Genomic DNA, 25,268 nt, shown 5'->3' on the forward strand with positions numbered 1-25,268 from the left:
ACCTTTCCTCTCACCACTGGAGAACTGCCATGACCCTTACCGCTGTCAAGCGAGGCGTACAACTGTCCGAACTGGACCCCTGGGGCACCGTTGCCGATCTGGGCTCGGAGATTCTCGAAGGCGAGGTCAACGCCTTTGGCAAGATGACCCACGGCGCCCCGACCGACCCGGTCAGCAGCGCCTACTTCGGCACCACCCGCGGCAAGTTCCGCATGGTCTATCCCTTCGACGAGCAGGCGGTGATCGTGACCGGCGAAATTCAGCTGACCGATGAGTCCACGGGGCAGGTCACCCGCTTCAAGGCCGGTGATGCGTGGTTTGTCAGCAAAGGTACGCCGGTACTCTGGGAGGTGCTGAGCGAATCGTTCGTCAAGCATTACCTGGCGGTGGCCTGAGGCTTGGCTCTCATAGAACAACACTTAACTTAATCAAACAGACGCCCCCTGTGGGAGCGGGCTTGCCCGCGAACACCGGCGAAGCCGGTGCCCGTTACCGCGTCGCTTTCTTCGCCGGCAAGCCCGCTCCCACAGGATTGGTGACGTGCTACAAAATCGCCGATCAGGCCATGGCCTGTGCGCGGAAATCCTTGGGCGATTGCTCGAACTGCTTCTTGAACGACCGGCTGAAATGCGCCGAGTCGGTGAAGCCCCACTTGTAGGCGATCGAGGTGATCGAATCGCGCTTGAAGAACGGGTTGGCCAGGTCGTCCGCGCTGCGCTTAAGACGCGCCCGCTGGATATAGCGGCAGACGCTGTCGCCCTCCTCCTCGAACAAGCGGTAAAGGTGGCGAACCGAAATATTCAGCCGGCCGGCCAGGTTGGCCGGGGTCAGCCCGGGCTGTGACAGGGAGTCGTCGATCACCTGTTGCACATAGCTGCGCAGGTTGGCGCCACTGAGCGGGCCAAGTGCATGCGGCTGGTCGCCATTGCGTTCGAAACCCGGTTCGAGCAACGCAATGAAGGCAGTCTGCAGCGCATCACCTTGCGCCCCGTCACCGCTGGCATGGTCTTCTTTGCACAGTTGGTCCATCAGCACATGCAGCATGCGCCCACAGGCATTGGTCGAGGAAATCTTGCCGAACATCGCCCCGGAGCCTTGCACATGCTTGCGCACCTGCTCGCGGGAAAGGGCCAGCGAGACATGCTCGATCAGGCCGTTGGGGGTGATCTCGCAACGCCCGACAGAATCCATCAGCAACAACTCGCCCGGCGCCAGGCTGACACGCATGCCGCCCTGCGCCACCGTCGAATACCCCATGCGCTGGCTGACCAGAAAGCAATGCTGATCATCGTCCAAGGTCGGGTTTTCACCCAGCCGGCGGATGTTACCGGCATTGGTGCGCAGATTGGCCAGGGGCAGGCCCGCACGGGAAAACGTAGAAACCTCGCCGATGAACAAGGAATGGTTGGAGGCAAGCGCTGTCTCGAAACGGCCGCAGATCTGCTGCATGGCCGTGGTCCAGCGTTCCAGCCCCTGACGGTTGGGTTGTTGAGTGTGCATGGATGCCCTCGACGCAGAATTTGTTGTTATGCGGCCATTGTTAACATGTTATCAATGGTCGCACAACTGTGATCTTTCGCCTGGAACATGAGCAAGGCACGTGCCAAAAAGGGGTCAGAGACGGGGCAGTGATTGCCCGAACAGGGCAAGGCAGGCCATCAGGTGCGCCCGTTGCGGCGGGCTGATCTGAATGTAGCGACGAAACGCCGGCATGCGGTTGACCACTTCGCTGCCGCCCATGTGCTCCAGGGTCAGCCACCAGTGGCCTGCGCGACACTCCAGGGTCAGGCGCTTGAAATCCAGCGGCATGAGCGCGGCGGTCAGTTGCGCATCGCTCAATAGCCGATCACGTACCTGGGTAAAGCGCGCCTTGTCGCCGCCGCGGTACACGCAGGCAAGGCCAGTACGGCGGATTGCACCCGTATGACGCATTTCAAGGGTAACCCCGCCCTCTTGCAGGGCAGGCATGCACAACTGGAATTCACAGGTCACCACGTGCATCAGCAGGTGTGCCTCGACGCACTCGCGCACCTCGGCATGCCAGCCTTGCGCCGGGTTGTCGATCACCCCGTGGGCCGGTTCCAGCAGGTGCATCTGCACCTGCCCCAGGTTACGCGACAGCAGCCCCAGCGTGGCCCCAGGCCGGTAACCGGCCGGGGCACGCGGTGCCAGCAGGCGCTCACGCAAACGTCTGATCATGATGCCGGTGCTCCACTGCATGGCCTGGCTCTGCCGCGAACTCTTTCTCCAGCACATCCTCCACCCGCGCAGGCTTGAACGGGTTGACCTTCTGCACGCACAGCGTCCAGAACAGCGCATAGGTTGCGGTACAGGCCAGCATGATGGCGAACGGTACGTAGATATCGGCGGGGTTCATGCCCGGTGGGGTGATGAACGCCATGCCGATGACGATACCGCCGCTGGAAATGATCTGCGGCAGCGGGAACAGCGGCGAGCGGTAGGCACGCGGCAGGTCGGGGCGGCGGATGCGCAGGATCACCACCGACAGCGTGACCAGCAGGTAGGCGGTGCTCCAGGCACACACTGCCGCGAGTACCAGGTGCAGGATGTTGTCCGGGTTGCCGCCCAGGTACCAGGCGTGCAGGCAAGGGATCAGGGCAACCACCAGAATGCACAGCAACGGCGTCTTGAAACGTGGATGCAGGTAGGCAAAGGCCTTGGGCAGCGCACCATCCACCGCCATGCCGTAGAGGATGCGCGGCACCCCGGCCATCAAGGTGTTGATGGTGGCGGCGCCGGCAAACAGAAAGCCGATACCCAGCCACACGGGGCCGATATCGCCCATCACCTGCTCGGCGAAACGCGGGATGGCCATGGGCGTGTCGAGCAAGTGCACACCGCTGGCGGCATCGAGCACGACGTTTTCCACCTGGCGCTTCATGGCCGCACCGTAGATGAACATGCAACTGGCCACGCCAAACAGGCCCAACGCCATGGCCCGCGGCAGCACCCAGGCCGAACGGCGCAACTCCGGCGCCAGCGGCGTGACGAACTCACAGCCGACGAACATGAACATGGCCATGCCGATCAGCGAGAGGATGGTCATCAGGTCGGTCCCGACCAGCGACGCCCCGAACGGCCCTTCCAGCTCAACCGCCGGCGCGGCAATCAGGCCCAGCACGCCAAACACCATCAACGTGGTCCACATGCCGAAGGTGAGGATCACTTCGGCCCGGCTGAACGCACTGACCCCAAAGGCATTGAGCACCGCGAACGACAACACGAAGCAGACACCCAGCAGCCACGAACCGCCTGCGGACTCAGCCAGGGTATTGAGGTGCTCGAAGTTCACCAGTGCCATGACCCCGGACAGGATGGTTTCGGCGGTACCGGCGAACACATGCACGATCAGGTAGGCCGACAACGTGCCGGTAATGGCGAAGAACCGGCCCATGCCACAGTTGATGTAGTCGTACACCGAACCTGTGGTCGGCAGGATCGAGGCCGCCTCGGCAAAGGTGGTCGACTGCGCCAGCATCATCAATGCCGCGATGACCATGGCCAAGGCGAAGGCACTGCCGCCAATGCCAAACCCCATGGTCGCGGTGAGGATCACCGGGCTGGCCATGATCAGCCCGACGGTGCTGGCCAGCGCCGTGGGGAACCCGACACTGCCCCGGTTGAGATGCTCGGTGAGCTTGTTGTTGAGTGACATCGTTATGCCCCGGCTTGTTTTTGTGGCGTTGAACGCGGCAAGCGAACCTGCACGCACGGCTGTTGGTTGCCTCCCTGCGTAATCACTGTGCGCCGCCACTGGCGGGGCGTCTTGCCCATGGCTGCCGTGGCCCTTGTTGCTGCCTGCCAGCACCAGCATGCCTGGCACGCAGCGTCATGCCGCCGTCACGCAGATGCAAGATCAACACCGTGCCCGCTCACTATGCTCGACGCTTTGGCGGCCTGCCAGGCCGCGCCCTTCTGCCTTCGGAGTCAGCATGAGCGACATTACCCTTCTTCCCGCCGTCACGGCATTCATGGCCCGACAACATGGCGTGTTCATTCACGGCCAGCACATCGCCAGCCAGTCGTCCTCGACCTTCGGCGTAGTCAACCCGGCCAATGGCGAAACCATCGCCCACATCGCCGACGCCAACCAGGCCGACGTGGACCATGCCGTGCGCTCAGCCCGCCAGGGCTTCACGACGTGGTCACGCACCAGCCCTGCCGCACGCGCCGCCGTGCTGTTCAAGCTGGCGGACCTGCTGGAAGCCAACCGCGAGGAACTGGCCCAGCTCGAAACCTTGCAGTCGGGCAAGCTGATCGGCATCGCGCGGGCGTTCGAAGTCGAGCAGGCCGCGCACTTTTTGCGCTACTACGCAGGCTGGGCCACCAAGATCACCGGCCAGACCATCACCCCATCCCTGCCCTCGTTTGCCGGCGAGCGCTACAGCGCCTTCACCCTGCGCGAACCGATTGGCGTGGTCGTGGGCATCGTGCCGTGGAACTTCGCCACCATGATCGCCATCTGGAAGCTGGCCTCGGCCCTCACCACCGGCTGCAGCATCATTCTCAAACCCAGCGAGTTCACCCCGCTGACGTTGCTGCGCATTGCCGAGCTGGCCAGCGAGGCCGGCCTACCGCCGGGCGCACTCAACGTGTTGACCGGTGGCGGCCTGGTGGGCAAGGCGCTGATCGAGCACCCCGGCACCGACAAGGTTTCGTTCACAGGTTCCGTGCCTACCGGCATCGCCGTCGGCCAGGCCGCCATGGGCGCGAAGCTGACCCGGGCAACGCTGGAGCTGGGCGGCAAGAACTCGGTAGCGTTCCTGCCGGATGTGGCGCTCGACAAGGCCGTCGACGGCATCATCGAAGCGGGCTTCCTGCACTCGGGGCAGATTTGCGCCGCAGGTGAGCGCTTCTTCGTCCACCGCTCGCGCATCGACCCGCTGCTCGACGCGCTGTCCCAGCGCCTGGGCCAACTGAAAATCGGTTCGCCGCTGGATGAGTCGACCCAGTTCGGCCCCGTGGCCAACAAGCCACACCAGCAAAAACTGGCCGAACTGTTCGCCACCGCGCGCAGCGAAGGCAGCCAGATCATCCATGGTGGGCACATTGGCGATGGCCCAGGCTGCTTTGTCGAGCCGACGGTGATACTCGCCAAGTCGGCAAGCGACACCCTGCTCAATCAGGAAACCTTTGGCCCGGTGGCCACCTTCCTGCCTTACGATGACGAAGACGAACTGCTGCACCTGATGAACGCTACGCCCTACGGCCTCAGTGCCAGCCTGTGGACCAACGACCTGGGCAAGGCCATGCGGCTTGTCCCAGAAATCCAGGCCGGCACCCTGTGGGTCAACATGCACACCTTGCTCGACCCGGCCGTGCCTTTCGGCGGTATCAAGGCGTCCGGCATCGGCCGCGAGTTCGGCTCGGCGTTCATTGATGATTTCACCGAGCTCAAGTCGGTGATGATCCGCTACTAAAAGCAGCCCACTGAGTAGACCTGGCCAAGGCGTGCAAGCGCCTTGGCAGCCACGAACAAGACCCCACCCAGCCATCCACGCGCTAATAGGCCGTCGCAGCCAACCGCGATGGCACCTCGCCCCCACGAGGATGCCCCCGAACAACAAAGGCTGCCTTGCAAGGTGCCGAGAACAATCGAGGGAAGTGCTATGTTCAAACCGCAACGGCTGTCCGCCCTGGCCCTGGCCACTCTTCTGGCCAGCCAGGCAGCGCCGGCCTACGAGCTTTACGCCGACGACGACAGCCACTTGAATGCCGACATGCTCGCGGTGTGGGGCATGTTCAACAGCCGCAAGAACTATGACGGCACCACCGGTGGCTCGACCTGGCGTGAGGGCTTCATCAAGTACGGCCTGAGCGGCGATCAGGGCCTGGCGGGCAATGGCACCCTCTATGGCGCATTGAACTGGGTGAGCTCCGCCACCTGGGGCGATGGCGATGCCGCTGGCAATACCGATGGCTCCGAACGCACCACCAAGATCGAGGACGCCTACCTGGGCTGGCGTTCAGGCGATCTGTTGCCCTGGTTGGGCAAGGACGGTGTGGATATTTCCGCAGGGCGGCAGGTGATCCGTCTGGGCAGCGGCTTCCTGATCAACGACGACGGCCCCAACCTGGGCAACGGCGTGGCGGACGGCACCCTGGACCGCGGCGGCGCCTACTACCTGGCTGCGCGCCATGCGTTCGACCGCACGGCGATCCTGCGCCTGGGCGGGCAAGATGGGCTGCATGGCAGCCTGTTGTGGCTCAAGTCCGATAACCGTGCCCAAGCCGAGACCGAACTGGCCGCAGGCACCCTGGACTACACCCATGCCCTGGGCACCTTGGGGCTGACCTGGGTGCATGGCATCGACGTCACCGACCAATGGGCCAGCGCGTTCCAAAAAGCGCGGGAAGGCATGGACGTCTATAGCCTGCGGGGCGAAGGCAGCGCCGGTATCGACAATGCCAGTTTCGCCTTCGAATACGCCTGGCAAGACAAGCAAGGCGGCCCGGAAAAAGCCTGGTACCTGCAGGCTGGCTACACCTTCGCCGACCTGCCATGGGCGCCTCAGGTGACCTATCGCTACACCCGCTACTCGGCCGGCTGGGACTCGCTATTCAGTGGCCTGTCCAGTGGCTACGGCACTTGGTTCCAGGGTGAAGTCGCCGCCAACTACGCAGGCCCATTCAACAGCAATACCGGCATCCACCATGTTGGCGTGAAGGCTACTGCGCTGGAAAACCTAACGGTCGGCGTGCTGTATTTCGACTTCGATACCGTGCGTACTCGCGACAGCCTCAACCTAGACGCCCGGGAACTTGATGTCTACCTAGAATGGGCGGTCAACGACCACCTGATCATCAGCCCGCTGGTGGGCCTGTATCAGCCTCGCAAGGATGAGCGCAGCGGCGGCAACCAGGTGGGTGGTAACGGCACCAACGTCTACAGCCAGTTGACTGTCGCGGTACCGTTCTAAACCACCTGCGAATGGGGCTACGGGGTGCATGGCACCGGCTTCGCCGGTGTTCGCGGGGCAAGCCCGCTCCCACAGGTATTGCGTCAATTTTTAGAACTTGAACAAGACAGTGCTCCCACATTTTGAGATCGCTCATCCCACCCTGGCACAACGGGTCAAATCGCCTGGCACGCTGACGCAAGACGGCCTGCCGGTCGTTAGCGAAACTGACTGCACGAATCACACCCCAGCCATAACAACAACACCTGACAACGGCCGCCCTGCGAGACTCGCCATGACCCTCGATACCCGAATTGACTTCATCTACCTGTCTGAACAGGACATGATCCGCGCCGGCGTCACCGACATGCCCGCCTGTGTCGACACCATGGAAGAAATGTTCGACCTGCTCTACCAGGGCGATTACCGCATGGCCGGCCCGAACAACGACTCCCACGGCGCGATGATCACCTTCCCCGAGCAATCGCCGTTCCCGCACATGCCCAAGCCGACCGCAGACCGTCGCATGATGGCCATGCCCGCCTACCTGGGCGGCAACTTCCGTACCGCAGGCGCCAAATGGTACGGCTCGAACATCGCCAACCGGGAAAAGGGCCTGCCGCGCTCGATCCTGATGTTCACCCTCAACGACGCCGACACCGGCGCGCCCCTGGCGCACATGTCGGCCAACCTGCTGTCGGCGTACCGCACCGGCGCCATCCCCGGTGTCGGCGCGCGCCACCTGGCCCGTAAGGACGCCAAGGTCATCGGCCTGGCCGGGCCCGGTGTGATGGGCAAGACCACGGTGGCCGCGTTCATGGCCGTGTGCCCGCAGGTGGACACGATCAAGATCAAGGGCCGTGGCCAGAAGAACCTTGATGAATTCGTTGCCTGGGTCAAGGCGAGCTTCCCGCAGATCACCACCCTCCGCGTCGTGCAGACCCTGGAAGAGGTAGTGCGTGACGCCGACCTGGTCAGCTATTGCAGCTCGGGCGAAGTCGGCGACCCCTCCACCTATCCGCTGGTGCGGCGCGAGTGGGTCAAGCCCGGCGCGTTTCTGGCAATGCCCGCCCCCTGCAGCATCGATGAAGGCATGGAGCGTTCGGATGTGCGCAAAGTGGTGGACAACACCGGGCTGTACGAAGCGTGGTTCGAGGAACTGCCCAAGCCTGCGCACAACCATGTGCCGCTGGTAGGCGTGCGCTTCATGGACATGATCGCCGAAGGCAAGCTCGACGCCGCGCACGTCGAAGACATCGGCAAGATCATCAGCGGTGATGCACCCGGGCGCCTGAACGACGACGAAATCATCCTCATGTCAGTCGGCGGCATGCCCGTCGAAGACGTCGCCTGGGGCACCGTCGTGTACCGCAACGCGGTCGAGAAAGGCATCGGTGTGAAGCTCAACCTCTGGGAAAAACCCGTCCTCAGCTGATCCCCCTCAACTCAAAAAGGTTACCCCCATGACTCAAATCACCAAACTGAAAACCGGCTCCAAATTCGAAGACATGGCCAGCTACTCCCGCCTGGTGGCGGTGGACAACTGGATCTACGTGTCCAACACCGCCGGGCGCAACCCGCAAACCCAAGTCATCCCCGAAGACGTGATCGAACAGACCCACCAGGTGTTCGCCAACATCGAAAGCGCACTGGCGGCAGTCGATTCAGGGCTGGGCGATGTCATCAGCTCGCGCGTGTTCATCCAGGACCCGGCCGATGTGCCCAAGGTGATGGAGGTGATCGGCGAGAAATTCAGAGGCATTGACCCGTCCACCACCGTCACCTGCCCACCCTTGGGCTCGACCGTCTACAAGGTCGAGCTGGAAGTGACGGCGTACCGGGGTGCCTCGCGCGCGCAGGTCACGCTGATCCGGCTGGGCGAGTGATACACCAGCCTTGAACCCGCAACGTTCCGTTCACACTGCCGCCGAGTGAAGCCATGTCCCCCGTCATTGATCCTGTGCACACCCCGACCACCCACCCTCAGGCCACGAGCGTGGTGATCATCGGGGGAGGCATCATCGGCCTTACCGCAGCCCTGACCCTGGCCGAGCGCAACATCCCCGTGGTGGTGCTGGAGAAAGGCCGCCTTGCGGGCGAGCAGTCTTCGCGCAACCTTGGCTGGGTGCGCAAGACCAACCGCCATGCGCACGACATTCCGTTGGCCCTGGCGGCCGATCAATTGTGGGCGAAGATGGCAGAACGGGTGGGCTGCGATGTGGGCTACCGGCAAGCAGGTATCATGTTCGTCGGCCGTAACGACACGCAGATGGGCATGCACGAGAGCTGGCTCAAGAGCATCGAGCACCTGGGGCTGGACTCTCGCCTGCTCAGCAACAAGGAGATTGCCAACAAGGTGCCAGGTGGCCGCGCCGACTGGGCCGGCGGTATTTACACCGCCTCGGACGCCCGCGCGGAACCGACCCTGGCGGCCAGTGCCATCGCCCGTGCAGCAATCGCCAAAGGCGCGGTAATCGTGGAGAACTGCGCCGTGCGCACACTGGTCACCGCCGCCGGCAGGGTCAGCGGCGTCGTCACCGAGCAAGGCGAAATCCGCTGCGAGCAGGTGTTGCTGGCCGGTGGTTTGTGGTCTCGCAAGTTTCTCGGCAACCTCAACATCGACCTGCCCACCCTGCCGCTGACCTGTTCTGTGCTGCGTACCCACCCACTGGAAGGCCCGACCGACATTGCCGTGGGCGCACCGGACTTTTCCTTCCGCAAGCACAAGGATGGCGGCTACATCATTACCCAGCGCGGGGCGCTCGATGCGTTCCTGACCCTGGACCACCTGTTGCTGGGCAGGCGCTACCTGCCGCAACTCAAAGCACAGCGTGACTTCTTGCGCATCAGCTTCGGCAAGTACTTTTTCAAGGACCTGGCCCTGGCCCGGCGCTGGGGCGCCTCGCAGGTCACGCCCTTCGAGCGCGTCAGGGTTCAGGACCCGCAGGCCAACACGGCACTCAACGACGAAGCCCTGCGCAACCTCAAGGCCGCATGGCCCGTGTTCGAGCAGGCACGGATCGCCTCTGCCTGGGCGGGCACGATCGACGTCACCCCGGACTCCAACCCGGTAATCGGCCCGGTGCAAGCCATTCCCGGCCTGACGCTGGCGACCGGGTTTTCCGGCCATGGCTTTGGCACCTCGCCGGCGGCGGGCCAACTGGCGGCCGACCTGGTTTCGCAGGCGCCACCGCTGATCGATCCAAGCCCCTACCGGTTCGAACGCTTCGCTTAAGCCCGGCGTTGGAGCGATTCAACTATCCACCTTGTGCATAGTTGAATCCCGGCTTGCGCTACCGGCAGCGCGCTGCCCCGGTGCTATATTCGGGGCCTCTGCACAGCGGTCCATGTCCCGAACAGGAGCAAGCGTGAGTTCTTTCACCTACACGATAAACCCAGACATTTTTGCCGATCACCCGCAGTACCGGCGCGGCGTGATCGTCTTCAAGGCATTGGACAACAGCCGCCCCGACGCGGCGCTGACTGCACTGCTCAGGCAAGCCGAGGTCGAGCTTCGCCAGCGGATCGAGAGCAACCCGGCCGACTATCCGCCAATCGCAGCGTGGCGGGACGCCTACCGGCTGTTCGGCGCCAAACCTTCGGAGCATCGCAGTTCGATCGAAGCGCTCAGCCGCCGCGTGCTCAAGCCAGATAGCCTGCCGGACATCAACCCACTGGTCGATATCGGCAACCTGGTGTCCCTGCGCCATGTGCTGCCAGCCGGTGTGCACCCTGTCGGCCCCGAGTCCAAACACCTGACCTTGCGCAAGACGGTTGCCGAAGACCGCTTTCTCGCAGGCCCAGGCGACGCACTGGAAACCCCTTCCCCAGGTGAAGTCGTACTGGCTGCCGGCAATCGGGTACTGACCCGGCGCTGGACCTGGCGCCAAGCGGGCGACACCCGCACCCTCGCCGACACAGACTGCGTCTTTTTCGACATCGATGGCCTGCCTCCAATCAGCCGAGAAAACGTACTGGCTGCGATATTCGACATCGTCTCGCTGGTCGAGCGTTACTGCGGCGGCCTCTGCGTTGGGCATGCCGTGCTGGATGCCGACCACCCCACGTTCACTGTCAGCCTCGACTGAGGGCAATGATGAACAGTGCCTTCAGCCATTTGAGCATTGCGCAACTGACGGCACTGTTGACGATTCTTGAACTGCGCAACCTGAGCCAGGCGGCCCTGCGCCTGGGCACCAGCCAGTCCGGTGTCAGCCGCCATCTGGCGCAGTTGCGCGAAGCCTTTGCCGACCCGCTGATGATCAGGCAACAGCGTGAGTATGTGCTGACCGAGCGCGGGGAAGCGTTGATCGAACCGATCAAGACCATCCTGGAAAAACTCCAGGAAATGAGCACACCCACAGCATTCACCCCCCTCACCTGCGCCCGGCGTTTTCGCCTGGCAGGTTCGGACTATGTCGCACAGCACATCCTGCCGGGCTTGCTTGCACAGATGGCAGACCTCGCCCCAGGGGCCGATATCGATTTTCGGCTGTGGCAGCCCGACCGTTTCGAGTGGTTGGCAACGGGTGAACTGGATGTCGTCACCAGCATGCTGGAAGGCACTCCTGCCGCCTATCACGGCAGGATCATCGGTGAAGACCGCGCCGTGTGCTGCATGCGTGACGACCACCCACTGGCGTCCCTTTCAACGTTGGATATCACCGCCTACCTGGCGTGGCGCCACGTCAAGATCACCACCGGCGGCGACAAGGACGGCTTCCTCGAAGCCTACCTGCGAAGGCACAGCCTGCAGCGCGACCTGAAGCTCAGCGTCCCCTTCTACTCTGCAGCCCTGAGCGTGATTCGCGACAGCGACCTGTTGTTGATGCTGCCCGAGCACATCGCACGAAAATGGTCGGAACAAGGGGGTGTCTGCTATCGCCCCCTGGACTTCATGGCGCATCAATTCCGCTACTGGGTGGTGTGGCACAGCCGCACCCACAGCTCACCTGAACATGCCTGGTTCCGGCGCCTTGTTCATACCCATTGCCAGCAATCGCACTCCCTTAGCCCGGGCACTTGAACACGTTGAAGCTGACTATCCAGTATCTGCATAGTCCGCATTTAATAACTGAAACTTCGTTGGAAACTTTTGGTGTTAACGTAGTTGCCAGCCAGGTGACACGTTAAACCCGTTGCGCCTCGCTTAACCCACTACCGAGCACGTCCCTTATTACTCTGCCAAATCATTCAGGTTCGCGGGCAGGCGCCCGTGCACCTGAAAACAATCGAGAATAAAACGATGAGCAGAACCAACGTTTCACAACCCGCGTTCGAGCGAAACCTTTCAAACCGGCATATTCAAATGATCGGGCTGGGCGGGGCCATTGGCACTGGCCTGTTCCTGGGCAGTGCCGGTGTTATCAAGTCGGCGGGGCCAAGCCTGCTGATTGGCTACATGATTGCAGGGCTCATCGCTTTTCTGATCATGCGCCAACTGGGCGAGATGCTGGTGGATGAACCCGTCTCCGGATCGCTTAGCCATTTTGGCAATAAATACGGCGGTGGCTTCATGGGCTACCTCACCGGCTGGAACTATACCGTCACTTACTTTCTGGTGGGCATGGCCGAACTTACCGCACTCGGTAAATACATGCAGTTCTGGTGGCCCGAACTTCCAACCTGGGCAACGGCCGGGTTCTTTCTGGTATTGATCAGCGGCATCAATACCCTCAACGTCAAGGTTTATGGTGAGTCGGAGTTCTGGTTCGCAATCATCAAAGTAGGCGCAGTCGTGATGATGATCGCGATGGGCAGCTGGTTCATTTTCGGCCCCAACACGCCGCCGCAGGCAGCGGTCAGCAACCTGTGGAGCCACGGTGGTTTCATGCCCCATGGCTGGCATGGGCTGATCATGGCGCTGCCGTTGATCATGTTCGCCTTCGGCGGCCTGGAGTTCATCGGTTTCACCGCGGGCGAAGCCAAGCACCCAAGCAAGACCATCCCCCGCGCCATCAACGCCGTGCTGTATCGCATCGGCTTGTTTTATGTCCTGGCGTTGGCCGTGCTGTTGGCACTGCCCCCGTGGGACAACCTGGTCGCTTCGCTGACTGCATCGGGTGACCCCTACAGCGCCAGCCCGTTCGTCAAGATTCTGAGCCTGCTGAACATTGATTACGCGGCCCACGTACTCAACTTCGTGGTGTTGACGGCTGCCCTGTCGGTTTACAACGCGGTGGTGTACTGCAACTCACGCCAACTGCATGCCATGGCGCACCAGGGCCATGCCCCCCGTGCGTTGATCAAGTTGAGCGAGCGGCGTATCCCGATCAATGCACTTCTGCTCACCGGCCTGGTGACGGCAAGTTCGGTTGTTATCAACTACCTGTCGCCGGAAGGTGCACTGGAAACACTGATGTCGCTGGTGGTTGCCACCACGATGATGAACTGGGCGCTGACCAGCTTCATCCACTTGAAGTTCCGCAAGGCCAAGCGTGAAACAGGCCAGCTCACCGCCTACCGCTCCCCGCTGTACCCGTTCACCAATTACCTGTGCATGGCCTTTATTGTCGGGTTACTGCTGATCATTGCCTTTATCCCAGGCATGCGTATTTCGGTACTGCTGATGCCGTGCTGGTTATTGGTCATGTTCCTCAGTTACCGAAAGTTGAAAAGCAACCCGGCCGCTACTCACATTGTTTCCAGCCCTTCCTGATAGGTACCCCGATGAAAACTGATCAAGCGAACGTGCAGACTCTTACCGGGGGCGATGCCATCGTCGAGAGCCTCAAAGCCCATGGCGTGGATACTGTGTTCGCGCTGCCGGGCGCGCAGATCTATGGCCTGACCGATGCCCTGGCCCGTAATAGTGACAGCCTGCGTATCTACGGCGCGCGTCACGAGCAAACCAGTGCCTACATGGCATTCGGTTATGCCCGCTCCACCGGGCGCCCAGGGGTCTTCACCGTTGTGCCCGGCCCGGGCATCCTCAACGCCAGCGCGGCGATGCTGACCGCGCAGGGTTGCAACGCCCCGGTGCTGGCCCTGACCGGCGACGTCATGAGCCCCTTCAAGGACCGCGGGCGCGGCCAGTTGCATGAACTGCCACGACAGCTCGAAGTGCTGCAAAGCATTGGCAAGTGGGCGGCCCATATCGAGCAACCTGCCGAGACCTCTTGGCGCGTCGCCCAGGCCTTCCAGGCGATGCAATCGGGCCGGCCAGGCGTGGTGTCACTGCAAGCCTCGTGGGACTTTTTCACCCAGCGCGCTGCGGTGCAGATCCAGCAACCTCTCGCGCTGCAGCCAAAGCCTCCAGTCGACACCGATGCCGTGGACGTCGCAGCGAAGCTGCTGAGCCAAGCCTCGAACGCGATGATCTTCGTCGGTTCGGGCGCTTTGGACGCCAGTGCTGAAGTCAATCAACTGGCCGAGGTATTGGGTGCACCCGTCGTAAGCTTCCGAGGCGGGCGCGGTGTCGTCTCCGACGACCATCCCCTGGGCTTTACCGTCGCAGCAGGTGCACGGATCTGGGCACAGACCGATGTCGCCGTGGTCATCGGCTCACGCTTCGAGCTGCTGGATATTCGCTGGCGCCACCGCCCTGCAGGGCTGAAGCTGATTCGTATCGATATCGACCCGGCTGAAGTGCGCCGCATTGCAGCGGACGTCAACCTGGTGGCCGACGCAGCCGATGGCGCTGCGGCCCTGGCCCAGGCAGTGCTCAAGCACGGCGCTCCCAAACGGCGTGATGCGCAGCTGGCTGAAACCAAGGCCGCCGCCGAGCAGGCCATCCAGTGCGTGCAACCGCAACTGGACTACCTGCGCGTGATCCGTGATGTCTTGCCACGAGACGGCTTCTTCATCGAGGAAATTTCCCAGGTGGGCTTCACCTCGATCTTTGGCTTCCCAGTGTACAAACCGCGCACCCTGGTCACCTCGGGCCACCAAGGCACCCTGGGCTTCGGCTTCCCGACTGCACTGGGGGTAAAGGCAGCCCACCCGGACAAAGCCGTGGTCTCGATCTGCGGTGACGGCGGCTTCATGTTCGCTGCCCAGGAGTTGGCAACGGCAGTGCAGTACAAGCTCAACCTGGTCACCTTGGTGTTCAACAACAACGCATTCGGCAACGTCTATCGCGACCAGCAGGAAAGCTTCGGTGGGCGCCTGCTGGGCTCGGAGCTGGTCAACCCGGACTTCGTCAAATTCGCCGAAGCCTTCGGCGTCGAGGCACACCGTGTAGACAGCCCGGCACGCCTGCGCCCGGTGCTGGAACGTGCCTTCGCAGCCGACAAACCCGTGCTGATCGAAATCACGGTCCCGCGCGGCAGCGACTCAAGCCCGTGGCAGTTCCTGCACCCAAGCTTCTCTCACTAAAATTGGAGGTAACCCAGATGTTCGAGCAGGTCGAAGCCTACCCAGGCGACCCCATTCTGTCCCTGATGGACGACTTCCACGGCGACAACCGCGCCGAGAAGGTCAACCTGAGCATTGGCTTCTATTACGATGAAGCAGGACAGGTACCGGTGCTGGACACGGTCAAGGCAGCCAAGGCGAAACTCGATGGCGTCGCCCCCGCAGCCAACCTGTACCTGCCCATGGATGGCCACCCAGCTTTTCGCAACGCGGTTCAAGCCTATTTGTTCGGCGAGATCGCCCCGCAAACAAGCGATCGCATCGTCACCCTGCAATCGGTAGGTGGCTCCGGGGCCTTGCGCGTGGGGACCGATTTCCTCAAGCGTTACTACCCCGAGGCGGGCGTGTGGGTCAGCGACCCAACCTGGGACAACCACCTCGCAATCTTCAGCGGCGCCGGCTTCCCGGTTAACCGCTACCCGTACCTGGACGAGACGGGTAGCCACGTCGCGTTCGAGCGCATGCTGGCCTGTTTCGAGCAACTGCCCGCGCACGCCATCGTGCTGCTGCATGCCTGTTGCCATAACCCGACCGGCATCGACCTGACCCCGCAGCAGTGGGACGCGGTATTCGACCTGTGCCGCCAACGCAGCCTGATTCCGTTCCTGGATGCGGCCTATCTGGGCATGGGCGACGGTGTCGACCAGGACGCCTACGCCATCCGCGCGCTGGCCAAGGCTGGCATTACCGGGCTGGTGGCGAACTCGTTCTCCAAGGTGTTCTCCTTGTACGGCGAGCGCGTGGGTTCGTTGTCGGTGGTCTGTGAAAATGAAGCGATTGCCGCGCGGGTTGCCGGCCAGCTCAAGGGGACGGTGCGGACCAACTACTCCAACCCGCCAAGGCACGGGGCCGAACTGGTTGCCACCATCCTGACCGACGATGACCTGCGCCAGGCATGGCGCGCCGAGCTTGAGGCGATGCGCCTGCGCATGGTCGACATGCGCCATGCACTGCATGCCAAGTTCAAGGGCATCGACGCTTCACTGAATGTGAACTACCTGCTCGATCAGAAAGGCATGTTCAGTTACACAGGCCTTAGCGCGGATGCCGTGGACAGCATCCGCGAGCAGCATGCGGTGTACCTGATTCGAAGCGGCCGTATCTGCATCGCGGGCCTCAACGAGGCCAACCTGGACGCTGTCGCCAACGCTCTGGCAAGCCACTCGGCAGGTTGATTTACGCTGGCGCCCGCAAGGGCGCCTTCAGCGGCGCGGCGCATCAGCGAAAATGCGCGTAGCTCTCACACTCTTTCGCCTCACAGGCAGTTGCGAATTTGCTTACAGTGAAATACTGTATGCACATACAGCAAAAACAAGGAAATGCCTGTGGCCAGCACCTCCTCAGCAACGCCGAGTAGCTATGAGCAACTGGGTGTTCGTATCCAGAAGATCATCAACAGCCCCACCGCCCAGCGCAGCCGTGCCGCGCTCATCTTCCGCCTGGAGCAGGAGTCCCCGGATGATTGGGAAACCCTGCTCGAAGAAATCGCCGAAAACGACAACGTCACCCTTGCCCATCGCGACGATGGTGGCGTGCAGATTTTCTGGACCGTACCCAAGGAAGACTGACCACGCATGAGAGTTTCGTTTTTCGCTGCCGCCTGCCTGCTAGTGTCCATCCCGTTCGCCCATGCCGATGCTCCACGCACCTTCCAGGAGGCCAAGAAGGTCGCCTGGAAGTTGTACGCGCCACAGTCGACGGAGTTCTATTGCGGCTGCAAGTACAAAGGCAACAAGGTCGACCTGGCCTCTTGCGGCTATACACCGCGCAAGAATGCCCAACGGGCTTCGCGCATCGAATGGGAGCACATCGTGCCAGCCTGGCAGATCGGCCACCAACGCCAGTGCTGGCAGGACGGCGGGCGCAAACAGTGCTCGCAACACGATGAGGTGTACAAGCGCGCCGAGGCTGACCTGCACAACCTGGTGCCCAGCATCGGCGAGGTCAACGGCGACCGCAGCAACTTCAGTTTCGGTTGGCTGCCCGAGCAGCGGGGCCAATATGGCAGTTGCCTGACCCAGGTCGACTTCAAGGCCAAGAAGGTCATGCCACGCCCATCTATCCGGGGCATGATCGCACGCACGTACTTCTACATGAGCAAGCAGTACAACCTGCGCTTGTCGAAGCAGGACCGCCAGCTGTTCGAGGCCTGGAACAAGACGTATCCGCCGCAGGTTTGGGAACTGCAGCGCAACCAGCAGGTGGCCTGCGTGATGGGGCGCGGTAACGCGTTTGTCGGGCCGGTCAACCTCAAGGCCTGCGGCTGAGGTTCACGCCAGTGTCTGCAGGTAGGCGCTGGCTTCCCGGTAACGGGCCAGCCGCGCAAGGTCAGCGGGGCCTGGGCAGGGGATGCGCGAAAGGTCGCTGTTGTCGGCCAGGTCGGCCAGTTTGACGGTGCGCGCCAACGGGTCTACCCCGAGGCGTACGACGAAGTCCTGGTAGGCCTCGCCGTCACGTCGGCTCAGTGCCAGCAAGGCGGCGAGAATCTTCAGTGCAAAACCTTCACGCGCCAGATCAGACAACGTCAGCGGCGTGTCTTCGATAACATCGTGAAGCACCGCGACGATCCGCTGCTCGGGTGTGGCGACCCGCATCATCACGCGTAACGGGTGGAGGATATACGCCGCCCCACCCTTGTCGTATTGCCCTTCATGCGCCCTGGCAGCCACAGCAATGGCCCGCTCCAGTGTAGACATGAGGCCCTCCCCGTTCAGCTCTCCCAGTGCAAGCATAGCCCGCACGGGGGTATCACGCCCACCCTTTGCAGAAGCAGCCTTGTGCTGCAAAGAGGCCGGCGCAGACGCCCTGGCGGATCGCGTTGCGGAGTTAACGCTGGGCGCCGTGCTGGATAACCACCGAGTCAGTCCCCAGTTTGGCCATCACTTCGGCCTTGCGCGCCTCGGCCTCTTCCTTGGTCGGGAACGGCCCCATCAGCACAACCGGCTTACCGTTGCGGTACTCGACAGAAGACGGAATGCCCTTCTCGATCAGGCGCGCGGTCATGTCGCTCAATGCGCCCATGTTCGCGCCCTGCACCACTTCGACATCCCAGCCTTCAGGCGCCGGCTCACCGGCCAGCGCCTCGGCGCGGCGCTGCAGGTCGGCGCCACCGCACAGCTCGCGGATGCGCAGGTTGTTGCCGCTGTCGTCGACGATGATCTCGTATTGGCCATCACGCTTGATTGCCACATAGCTGCGGTAGGCTTCGTACTGCCCGGCGTCGTCCTTGCCGCGGACCTGGCCGCAGAGGGTGCCTTGCGTGTCGATCCGCACGTTGCCGAACTTGGCGGTCTTGGGGTTGTGCAGGTGCTCGGCCACCTGCTTGTGCACGCCTTCGACCTCGTTCTCACAGCCCGCCAGGGCGAGCACTGCCATTACCACAGCCAGTTTGCGCACGCGTGTACCTCCAGATTCGAAGGGGCGGAGTCTAACATGGCGGCACTCGGCCGCCGACGTCCACGCTGATACAGCGCGTTACACGCCGGTAAGGCTTTTTCAGGCACAAACAAAAAGGGCGACCCTTTCGGATCGCCCTTTTCATTGCCCGAAGATCGGGACTTTGTTTGGTAGGCACAATTGGACTCGAACCAACGACCCCCACCATGTCAAGGTGGTGCTCTAACCAACTGAGCTATGTGCCTGTCGTGTGGTGCGCATATTAGACATCGAATGCGTACCTGTAAAGCTTTTTTTTCAGAAAAATCAAAAACTTTGGTAATTGACCCTGGGGGCTGCTTCACACCCCTTCCCGACCGGCAAAACCGTACCAGAATGAAAAAAGGGTGACCCTTGCGGATCACCCCTTTTCGATTTGGTAGGCACAATTGGACTCGAACCAACGACCCCCACCATGTCAAGGTGGTGCTCTAACCAACTGAGCTATGTGCCTGTCGTGTGGTGCGCATTCTACGCATTCCAAAAACCATGTCAACACTTTTTTTCGCGCTAACTTACTGAATCTTAACCTCTTTATAGAGAAGCCTCGGCGACGGCCGGGTAAAGGATTTTTAACGGACGACTAGCGGGTGTTTATTATTATTGATAGCATCGCTACATTCGTTAAAAATATAAAACACGAGGTTCCTCGAGCATGGCCAACACCCCCTACCCCCAGTCCTACTACGCCGCCTCGGCTAACCCGGTGCCGCCACGTCCGGCGCTGCAGGGTGAGGTGGAAACCGATGTGTGCATCATTGGCGCCGGCTACACCGGCCTGTCCAGTGCACTGTTCCTGCTGGAAAACGGCTTCAAGGTCAGCATTGTCGAAGCGGCCAAGGTCGGTTTCGGCGCATCTGGCCGCAACGGTGGCCAGATCGTCAACAGCTACAGCCGCGACATCGACGTGATCGAGCGCACGGTTGGCCCTAAACAGGCACAACTGCTGGGCCAGATGGCGTTCGAAGGTGGCCGCATCATTCGTGAGCGCGTCGCCAAGTACAACATCCAGTGCGACCTTAAAGACGGTGGCGTGTTCGCTGCCATCACCTCTAAACAGATGGGCCACCTGGAATCGCAAAAGCGCCTGTGGGAACGCTTCGGCCACAATCAGCTTGAGCTGATGGACCAGAAGCGCATCCGTGAAGTGGTCGCGTGCGACAGCTACATCGGCGGCATGCTGGACATGAGCGGCGGCCACATCCACCCGCTGAACCTGGCCCTGGGCGAAGCTGCAGCGGTCGAATCGCTGGGCGGCATCATCTATGAGCAAACCCCGGCCGTTCGCATCGAGCGTGGCGCCAACCCGGTCGTTCATACACCACAGGGTAAAGTGCGCGCTAAGTTCATCATCGTCGCCGGTAACGCCTACCTGGGCAACCTGGTGCCGGAGCTTGCCGCCAAGTCCATGCCGTGCGGTACTCAGGTGATCACCACCGAGCCACTGAGCGAAGAACTGGCGCGTACCCTGCTGCCGCAGGATTACTGTGTCGAGGACTGCAACTACCTGCTCGACTACTACCGCCTGACCAGCGACAAGCGCCTGATCTTCGGCGGTGGCGTGGTTTACGGCGCGCGCGACCCGGCAAACATCGAGGCGATCATCCGTCCGAAGATGCTCAAGGCCTTCCCGCAGTTGCAGAACGTGAAGATCGATTACGCCTGGACCGGCAACTTCCTGCTGACCCTGTCGCGCCTGCCTCAGGTCGGCCGCATCGGCGACAACATCTATTACTCCCAGGGCTGCTCGGGCCACGGCGTGACCTACACGCACCTGGCAGGCAAGGTGCTGGCCGAAGCGCTGCGTGGCCAGGCAGAGCGCTTCGATGCGTTCGCCGGCCTGCCGCACTACCCGTTCCCGGGTGGGCAGATGCTGCGTGTACCGTTCAGCGCCATTGGTGCCTGGTACTACAGCCTGCGTGACCGTCTGGGCTTCTGATGCCTCAGTAACATCGCACCGGCCTCTTGGCAAAGAGGCCGGTGTACTGCTTACCGCCCCAGGCTGTTCACCGCCTGCTTCGCGGCGATTTCCTGCCCTGCGCGGGCCAGTTCATCGGCAGCCTGCAACCAACGTTGCCGGTCTACCTGGGCTGGCAATTGCCGCGGCGGCTGCACCAGCACTGCCCAACTCCCCTGCTTGGCCCAGGCCGAGGCAAAGTCGTCAAAGGCCATCAGTTGCCGACGGTGCATGCCTGAGCGCAACAGTACCCGCTGCTTGTAACGGTCATAACCGATCAGCACTGCGTAGCGTGGCTCGCTCCACCAGGCCGAACCCTCCTCGTAACGCAGCAACACCGGATTGCCCGCCGCCACCTGCGTTAGCAACGCATCCAGTTGCTTGTCCAGCGCATACACCACCATGCCGTAGTCCCGCGCCACGCGGGGGATGCTGGTGTCCAGCGTTTCGGCGCCCTGGGGCAGGTTCAGCGGCTTGTCCAGCAAACCAGGGGTGATGGGCGCGCCCTGCTGAGAAAGCAGCGCGGCCAGGGCCATGGCCCCGCTATGGTTGGCGTTGCCACGGTAGAACGGCACGCTGCTGATCTCGACCCGTTGCGGCAGGCCTTTGAGGCTTGCGGGCGGTGCGCTGGCACATCCGGCCAGGCTGGCCGCCACCAGGCACGCCAGCAGCGCCCGGCGCGGGGCTGAGGCCAGCGATTTTAAGGAAACTTGCTGCATGGGCACTCGCTTGTTCCGACGCCAGGCAGGCAGCGCCCGGCTCTGGGCACCGATCATAGGGCCCCTGGGTGCGCGGGTATAGTCCGACACTGGCTTGTAGCCAATCGGACCAAGCAATAGACCTTTGGTCAATGGAACGTCACAAGGGGCGAGCTAGACTAAAGCAGTGTCTGTAAGGCGAGCCCTGGCTCACAGCGCGCTGGCCCGAGAGAAGGAGGCACACATGAGCCTGACCGTGGCAATCCTCATGTTGGTGGGTATGTGGCTGAGCGTCGCAGCCGCCATGCTGTGGGGTGTACTGCGTATCGTGCGGCGTCATTCCCATCAGCACCACCTGCCACCGCAGGGCCTCGCCAAACCTCAGGTTGGGCGCAGGGCGCGGCGGCATGTGGAGGCACATTAAACTCAAGTATTTGATGTCTACCTGTGGGAGCGGGCTTGCCCCGCGAATGGGGCCACGCGGTGGTTGGCACCGGCTTCGCCGGTGTTCGCGGGGCAAGCCCGCTCCCACGTGGCCCCGCTTCCCTCAATCAACCCTCAGCCGCTTCGCGCTTCAACCGCGCCCGGCGGGCCATGATGTTGAGGACCTCGATCAAGGTCGAGAAGGCCATCGCCGCATACACATACCCTTTGGGCACATGAGCCCCCATGCCTTCGGCGATCAGGGTCATGCCGATCATGATCAGGAAGCCCAGGGCCAGCATCACCACGGTCGGGTTGTCGTTGATGAACTTGGCCAGCGGGTCGGCTGCCACCAGCATCACGATCACAGCAGCGATCACGGCAATGATCATGATCGGCAGGTGTTCGGTCATGCCCACGGCGGTGATGATGCTGTCGATCGAGAAGACGATATCCAGCAGCAGGATCTGGCCAATGGCCGCGGCAAAGCCCAAGGTGATGGTGGAACCGGCCTTGGACTCTTCCTTGGCGCCATGCGGGTCGACGTTCTCGTGGATTTCCTTGGTCGCCTTCCACAGCAGGAACAGGCCACCGGCGATCAAAATCATGTCCTTCCACGAGAAGCTATGGCCGAACACATCGATCACCGGCTCAGTCAGCTGGACGATCCAGGCCACCGTGCTGAGCAGCGCCAGGCGCATGACCAGGGCCATGCTGATACCAATGCGCCGCGCCTTGGAGCGGTACTCCAGGGGTAGCTTGTTGGTCAGGATGGAGATGAAGATCAGGTTGTCGATACCGAGCACGATCTCCATGGCCACCAACGTGGCGAGGGCGACCCAGGCGGTCGGGCTTGCGGCGAGTTCCAGCAAATATTCCATTTAATCAATCCTGCATCGGGTCTTGGGGTCAGATGTCCTGGGTCTTTTCTTTCTTTTCAGCATCTTTTGGCGGCTGGCCTTCGCTGCCGATGGCATCGCTCAGGGCCTGCTGGGCCGCTTCGTTGGTCTTGTCGATGGCCTGCTTGGCCGATTGAGCGGCTTGGTCGAGCATCTGCTGGGCGGATTTTTCGGCCTGATCGCAGCCGGCCAGGGTGAACAAGGCCAGGGCCAACACCAAAGGCGTGCCGATGGATTTAAGCTGCAACATGGGTTCCTCGCTTGTCGATATTCCGACGGCGCACACGGCGCCTGATGGAGTCGCATTCTAGAGACGGCAATACATCAGGAAAATTCGTATTTTCAGCGGTTATACTTCGGTTTTTACGAATCGAGAAACACACCGATGCTCAACTACCGCCAGCTGCATTACTTCTGGGCCGTGGCCAAGACCGGCAGCATCGCGCGTGCCAGCGAGCAGCTGAACCTCACACCGCAAACCATCAGCGGGCAGATCAGCCTGTTCGAGCAGACCTATGGCCTTGAACTGTTTCAACGGGTCGGCCGGCAACTGGAGCTGACCGAGACCGGCCGCCAGACCTTGGTGTATGCCGAGCAGATGTTTCAGATCGGTGGCGAGCTGGAAGCCATGTTGCGCGCCGGCCCGCAGGAACAGATCCTGTTCCGTGTTGGCGTGGCCGATGTCGTGCCCAAATCCATCGTCTATCGCCTGCTGGCGCCGACCATGGAGCTGGACGACGTGCTGCGCATCAACTGCCGGGAAGACAAACTCGAACGGCTACTGGCGGACCTGGCGATCCAGCGCCTGGACCTGGTCATTTCCGACAGCCCGATGCCTAACCACCTGGACATCAAGGGTTACAGCCAGAAGCTGGGCGAGTGCGGCCTGAGTTTCTTTGCCACCCAGGCCTTGGCGCAGCGCCACGCTGGCCCTTTTCCTACCTGCCTGCAGGATGCGCCGCTGTTGATTCCGGGCCAGGAGACGGTGGTGCGTAGCCGTTTGTTGCGCTGGCTGGGCGAGCAACAGGTGCAGCCGCGCATCGTTGGCGAGTTCGATGACAGCGCACTGATGCAGGCGTTTGGGCAATCGGGCAGCGGTATTTTTGTGGCGCCCAGCGTTATCGCCGAGGAGGTGTGCCGCCAGTATGGCGTGGAACTGATCGGGCAGACCGAGGCGGTACATGAGTCGTTCTATGCCATTTCGGTGGAGCGCAAGGTCAAGCACCCGGGCATCGTGGCCATTACCGAGGGGGCGCGTCGGGAGCTGTTTCACTGGTAACTTTTCCGACTTCATTGCCGGCAAGCCCTACAGCGGTCTGTGGTAAAGTCCCGCCCTTTCAAAAACCGAGACTGCGCTGCACATGACCCCTGTCTTCCGCCTCCTCAACCGCACCAGCCTGGTGACGCAGATCGTCATCGGCTTGCTTGCCGGCATCGCCCTGGCACTGCTGGCGCCCGACGTCGCCCGCGACCTGGCCTTCCTCGGCAAGGTATTCGTCAGCGCCCTCAAGGCGGTGGCGCCAATCCTGGTGTTCATCCTGGTAATGGCCTCGATCGCCAACCACCGCCACGGTCAGGAAACCCACATCCGCCCGATCCTCTGGCTGTACCTGCTGGGCACCTTCGCCGCAGCCGTGGTGGCTGTGGTCGCCAGCATGCTGTTCCCGTCGAACCTGGTACTGAGTACCGGCGAGGCCACCCTGAGTGCGCCGGGCGGCATCACCGAAGTCATGCAGAACCTGCTGCTGAGCGCGGTAGACAACCCGGTCAACGCCTTGCTCAACGCCAACTTCATCGGCGTGCTGACCTGGGCTATCGGCTTGGGCGTGGCCCTGCGCCATGCCGGTGAAACCACCCGCACCGTGGTCGAGGACCTGTCCAACGGCGTGACCCTGATCGTGCGCGTGGTCATCCGCTTCGCCCCGCTGGGCATCTTCGGCCTGGTCAGCGCCACCCTCGCCCAGTCGGGCCTGAATGCCCTGCTCGGCTACCTGCACCTGCTGGCCGTGCTGATTGGCTGCATGCTGTTCGTGGCCTTGGTGATGAACCCGCTGATCGTGTTCTGGAAGATTCGCCGCAACCCTTATCCGCTGACCCTGCTGTGCCTGCGCGAGAGCGGTATCACGGCGTTCTTCACCCGCAGCTCGGCGGCCAACATCCCGGTCAACCTGGCGCTGTCGGAGCGCCTTGGCCTGCATGAAGACACCTATTCGGTATCGATCCCCCTGGGCGCGACCATCAACATGGCCGGCGCGGCGATCACCATCACCGTCCTGACGCTGGCTGCCGTGCATACCTTGGGCATCCCGGTCGATCTGCCGACGGCGGTGCTGCTGAGCGTGGTGGCAGCCGTCTGCGCGTGCGGCGCGTCGGGTGTGGCCGGTGGCTCGCTGCTGTTGATTCCGCTGGCCTGCAGCCTTTTTGGCATCCCTAGCGAGATCGCCATGCAGGTGGTTGCCGTGGGCTTCATCATTGGCGTGCTGCAGGATTCGGCCGAGACCGCGCTGAATTCTTCGACCGATGTGCTGTTCACGGCGGCGGCGTGCCAGGCTGAAGAGCGGCGCGGGGCTTAAGAATGCTG

The 25,268-nt window shown here is 62.2% G+C and carries 25 protein-coding genes and 2 tRNA genes; 17 read left to right on the forward strand and 10 right to left on the reverse strand.

The genetic code is table 11. From position 1 onward, the window contains the following. The first annotated feature begins 29 nt into the window (after positions 1-29). Positions 30-395 carry a cupin domain-containing protein gene (locus OGV19_RS13550; RefSeq protein WP_264313849.1) on the forward strand — a complete coding sequence of 122 codons (366 nt, stop codon included), beginning with the start codon at positions 30-32 and terminating at the stop codon, positions 393-395. Between the two features lie 163 nt (positions 396-558). On the opposite strand, the gene feaR is transcribed toward OGV19_RS13550, so the two are convergent. The 3 genes from feaR to OGV19_RS13565 form a co-directional block, all read right to left on the reverse strand. Beyond that, complete coding sequence (feaR, locus tag OGV19_RS13555; protein ID WP_264313850.1) at positions 559-1,500, reverse strand: transcriptional regulator FeaR; 942 nt, start codon at positions 1,498-1,500, stop codon at positions 559-561. A gap of 114 nt (positions 1,501-1,614) precedes the next feature. Further along, positions 1,615-2,199, reverse strand: a complete 585-nt coding sequence (locus OGV19_RS13560) for a DUF3156 family protein (RefSeq protein ID WP_264313851.1) — start codon at positions 2,197-2,199, stop codon at positions 1,615-1,617. Next, positions 2,180-3,676: an APC family permease gene (locus tag OGV19_RS13565; RefSeq protein WP_264313852.1), complete on the reverse strand. Its 1,497-nt coding sequence runs from the start codon at positions 3,674-3,676 to the stop codon at positions 2,180-2,182. Before OGV19_RS13565 ends, OGV19_RS13560 begins: the two co-directional genes overlap by 20 nt. Before the next feature lie 277 nt (positions 3,677-3,953). Between OGV19_RS13565 and OGV19_RS13570 the strand changes: the two genes are divergently transcribed. The 12 genes from OGV19_RS13570 (at position 3,954) to OGV19_RS13625 (ending at position 17,542) form a co-directional block, all read left to right on the forward strand. Next, entirely contained in the window at positions 3,954-5,441 is a 1,488-nt protein-coding gene (locus OGV19_RS13570; protein ID WP_264313853.1) for an aldehyde dehydrogenase family protein, read from the forward strand. 189 nt (positions 5,442-5,630) lie between these two features. Then, a complete protein-coding gene (locus OGV19_RS13575; RefSeq protein ID WP_264313854.1) occupies positions 5,631-6,941 on the forward strand; it encodes an alginate export family protein in 1,311 nt (436 codons plus the stop codon). 274 nt (positions 6,942-7,215) lie between these two features. Continuing rightward, positions 7,216-8,355, forward strand: coding sequence for an ornithine cyclodeaminase family protein (locus tag OGV19_RS13580; protein ID WP_264313855.1), 1,140 nt, complete (start codon positions 7,216-7,218; stop codon positions 8,353-8,355). Positions 8,356-8,383: 28 nt separating this feature from the next. Next, entirely contained in the window at positions 8,384-8,806 is a 423-nt protein-coding gene (locus tag OGV19_RS13585) for a RidA family protein (protein WP_264313856.1), read from the forward strand. A 53-nt stretch (positions 8,807-8,859) separates the two neighbouring features. After that, on the forward strand, positions 8,860-10,155 hold the full coding sequence (locus OGV19_RS13590) for an NAD(P)/FAD-dependent oxidoreductase (protein ID WP_264313857.1): 1,296 nt from the start codon (positions 8,860-8,862) through the stop codon (positions 10,153-10,155). 133 nt (positions 10,156-10,288) lie between these two features. Beyond that, complete coding sequence (locus OGV19_RS13595; RefSeq protein ID WP_264313858.1) at positions 10,289-11,008, forward strand: B3/B4 domain-containing protein; 720 nt, start codon at positions 10,289-10,291, stop codon at positions 11,006-11,008. A gap of 8 nt (positions 11,009-11,016) precedes the next feature. Then, entirely contained in the window at positions 11,017-11,946 is a 930-nt protein-coding gene (locus OGV19_RS13600) for a LysR family transcriptional regulator (protein ID WP_264313859.1), read from the forward strand. 219 nt (positions 11,947-12,165) lie between these two features. Then, positions 12,166-13,578, forward strand: coding sequence for an amino acid permease (locus OGV19_RS13605; RefSeq protein WP_264313860.1), 1,413 nt, complete (start codon positions 12,166-12,168; stop codon positions 13,576-13,578). An 11-nt stretch (positions 13,579-13,589) separates the two neighbouring features. Continuing rightward, on the forward strand, positions 13,590-15,236 hold the full coding sequence (locus tag OGV19_RS13610) for a thiamine pyrophosphate-dependent enzyme (RefSeq protein WP_264313861.1): 1,647 nt from the start codon (positions 13,590-13,592) through the stop codon (positions 15,234-15,236). A gap of 17 nt (positions 15,237-15,253) precedes the next feature. Continuing rightward, positions 15,254-16,450 (forward strand): amino acid aminotransferase, encoded by a 1,197-nt coding sequence (locus OGV19_RS13615; protein ID WP_264313862.1) that lies wholly within the window; start codon positions 15,254-15,256, stop codon positions 16,448-16,450. Positions 16,451-16,600: 150 nt separating this feature from the next. Then, positions 16,601-16,843, forward strand: coding sequence for a DUF1654 domain-containing protein (locus OGV19_RS13620; RefSeq protein WP_027596110.1), 243 nt, complete (start codon positions 16,601-16,603; stop codon positions 16,841-16,843). A gap of 6 nt (positions 16,844-16,849) precedes the next feature. Continuing rightward, positions 16,850-17,542, forward strand: coding sequence for an endonuclease (locus OGV19_RS13625; RefSeq protein ID WP_264313863.1), 693 nt, complete (start codon positions 16,850-16,852; stop codon positions 17,540-17,542). Between the two features lie 3 nt (positions 17,543-17,545). On the opposite strand, the gene OGV19_RS13630 is transcribed toward OGV19_RS13625, so the two are convergent. The 4 genes from OGV19_RS13630 to OGV19_RS13645 all read right to left on the reverse strand — a co-directional run bounded on the left by OGV19_RS13630 (position 17,546) and on the right by OGV19_RS13645 (position 19,164). Then, positions 17,546-17,971: a GTP pyrophosphokinase gene (locus OGV19_RS13630; protein WP_264309257.1), complete on the reverse strand. Its 426-nt coding sequence runs from the start codon at positions 17,969-17,971 to the stop codon at positions 17,546-17,548. A gap of 130 nt (positions 17,972-18,101) precedes the next feature. Beyond that, positions 18,102-18,671, reverse strand: a complete 570-nt coding sequence (locus OGV19_RS13635) for an SPOR domain-containing protein (protein ID WP_264309258.1) — start codon at positions 18,669-18,671, stop codon at positions 18,102-18,104. 168 nt (positions 18,672-18,839) lie between these two features. Beyond that, a tRNA-Val gene (locus tag OGV19_RS13640) sits at positions 18,840-18,916 on the reverse strand. 171 nt (positions 18,917-19,087) lie between these two features. Beyond that, positions 19,088-19,164: transfer RNA gene (locus OGV19_RS13645), tRNA-Val, on the reverse strand. Between the two features lie 201 nt (positions 19,165-19,365). Between OGV19_RS13645 and OGV19_RS13650 the strand changes: the two genes are divergently transcribed. Continuing rightward, positions 19,366-20,649 carry an NAD(P)/FAD-dependent oxidoreductase gene (locus OGV19_RS13650; protein WP_264309259.1) on the forward strand — a complete coding sequence of 428 codons (1,284 nt, stop codon included), beginning with the start codon at positions 19,366-19,368 and terminating at the stop codon, positions 20,647-20,649. Between the two features lie 50 nt (positions 20,650-20,699). On the opposite strand, the gene OGV19_RS13655 is transcribed toward OGV19_RS13650, so the two are convergent. Next, positions 20,700-21,443 (reverse strand): peptidase C39 family protein, encoded by a 744-nt coding sequence (locus tag OGV19_RS13655; RefSeq protein WP_264309260.1) that lies wholly within the window; start codon positions 21,441-21,443, stop codon positions 20,700-20,702. 166 nt (positions 21,444-21,609) lie between these two features. Here OGV19_RS13655 and OGV19_RS13660 point away from each other — a divergent pair, with 166 nt between their 5' ends. After that, positions 21,610-21,789, forward strand: coding sequence for a hypothetical protein (locus tag OGV19_RS13660; protein ID WP_264309261.1), 180 nt, complete (start codon positions 21,610-21,612; stop codon positions 21,787-21,789). Between the two features lie 127 nt (positions 21,790-21,916). Here OGV19_RS13660 and OGV19_RS13665 read toward each other — a convergent pair whose 3' ends face one another. After that, the gene (locus tag OGV19_RS13665) at positions 21,917-22,669 is read right to left on the reverse strand and encodes a TerC family protein (protein WP_264309262.1); all 753 of its coding nucleotides are present in this window, start codon (positions 22,667-22,669) and stop codon (positions 21,917-21,919) included. Between the two features lie 28 nt (positions 22,670-22,697). After that, positions 22,698-22,937 carry a hypothetical protein gene (locus OGV19_RS13670; protein WP_264309263.1) on the reverse strand — a complete coding sequence of 80 codons (240 nt, stop codon included), beginning with the start codon at positions 22,935-22,937 and terminating at the stop codon, positions 22,698-22,700. Between the two features lie 135 nt (positions 22,938-23,072). Here OGV19_RS13670 and nhaR point away from each other — a divergent pair, with 135 nt between their 5' ends. Further along, the gene (gene nhaR, locus OGV19_RS13675; protein WP_264309264.1) at positions 23,073-23,966 is read left to right on the forward strand and encodes a transcriptional activator NhaR; all 894 of its coding nucleotides are present in this window, start codon (positions 23,073-23,075) and stop codon (positions 23,964-23,966) included. 82 nt (positions 23,967-24,048) lie between these two features. After that, the gene (gene sstT, locus OGV19_RS13680) at positions 24,049-25,260 is read left to right on the forward strand and encodes a serine/threonine transporter SstT (protein ID WP_264309265.1); all 1,212 of its coding nucleotides are present in this window, start codon (positions 24,049-24,051) and stop codon (positions 25,258-25,260) included. Positions 25,261-25,268 lie beyond the last annotated feature (8 nt).

The sequence above is a fragment of the Pseudomonas putida genome (assembly GCF_025905425.1).
Lineage (GTDB): Bacteria > Pseudomonadota > Gammaproteobacteria > Pseudomonadales > Pseudomonadaceae > Aquipseudomonas > Aquipseudomonas putida_AF.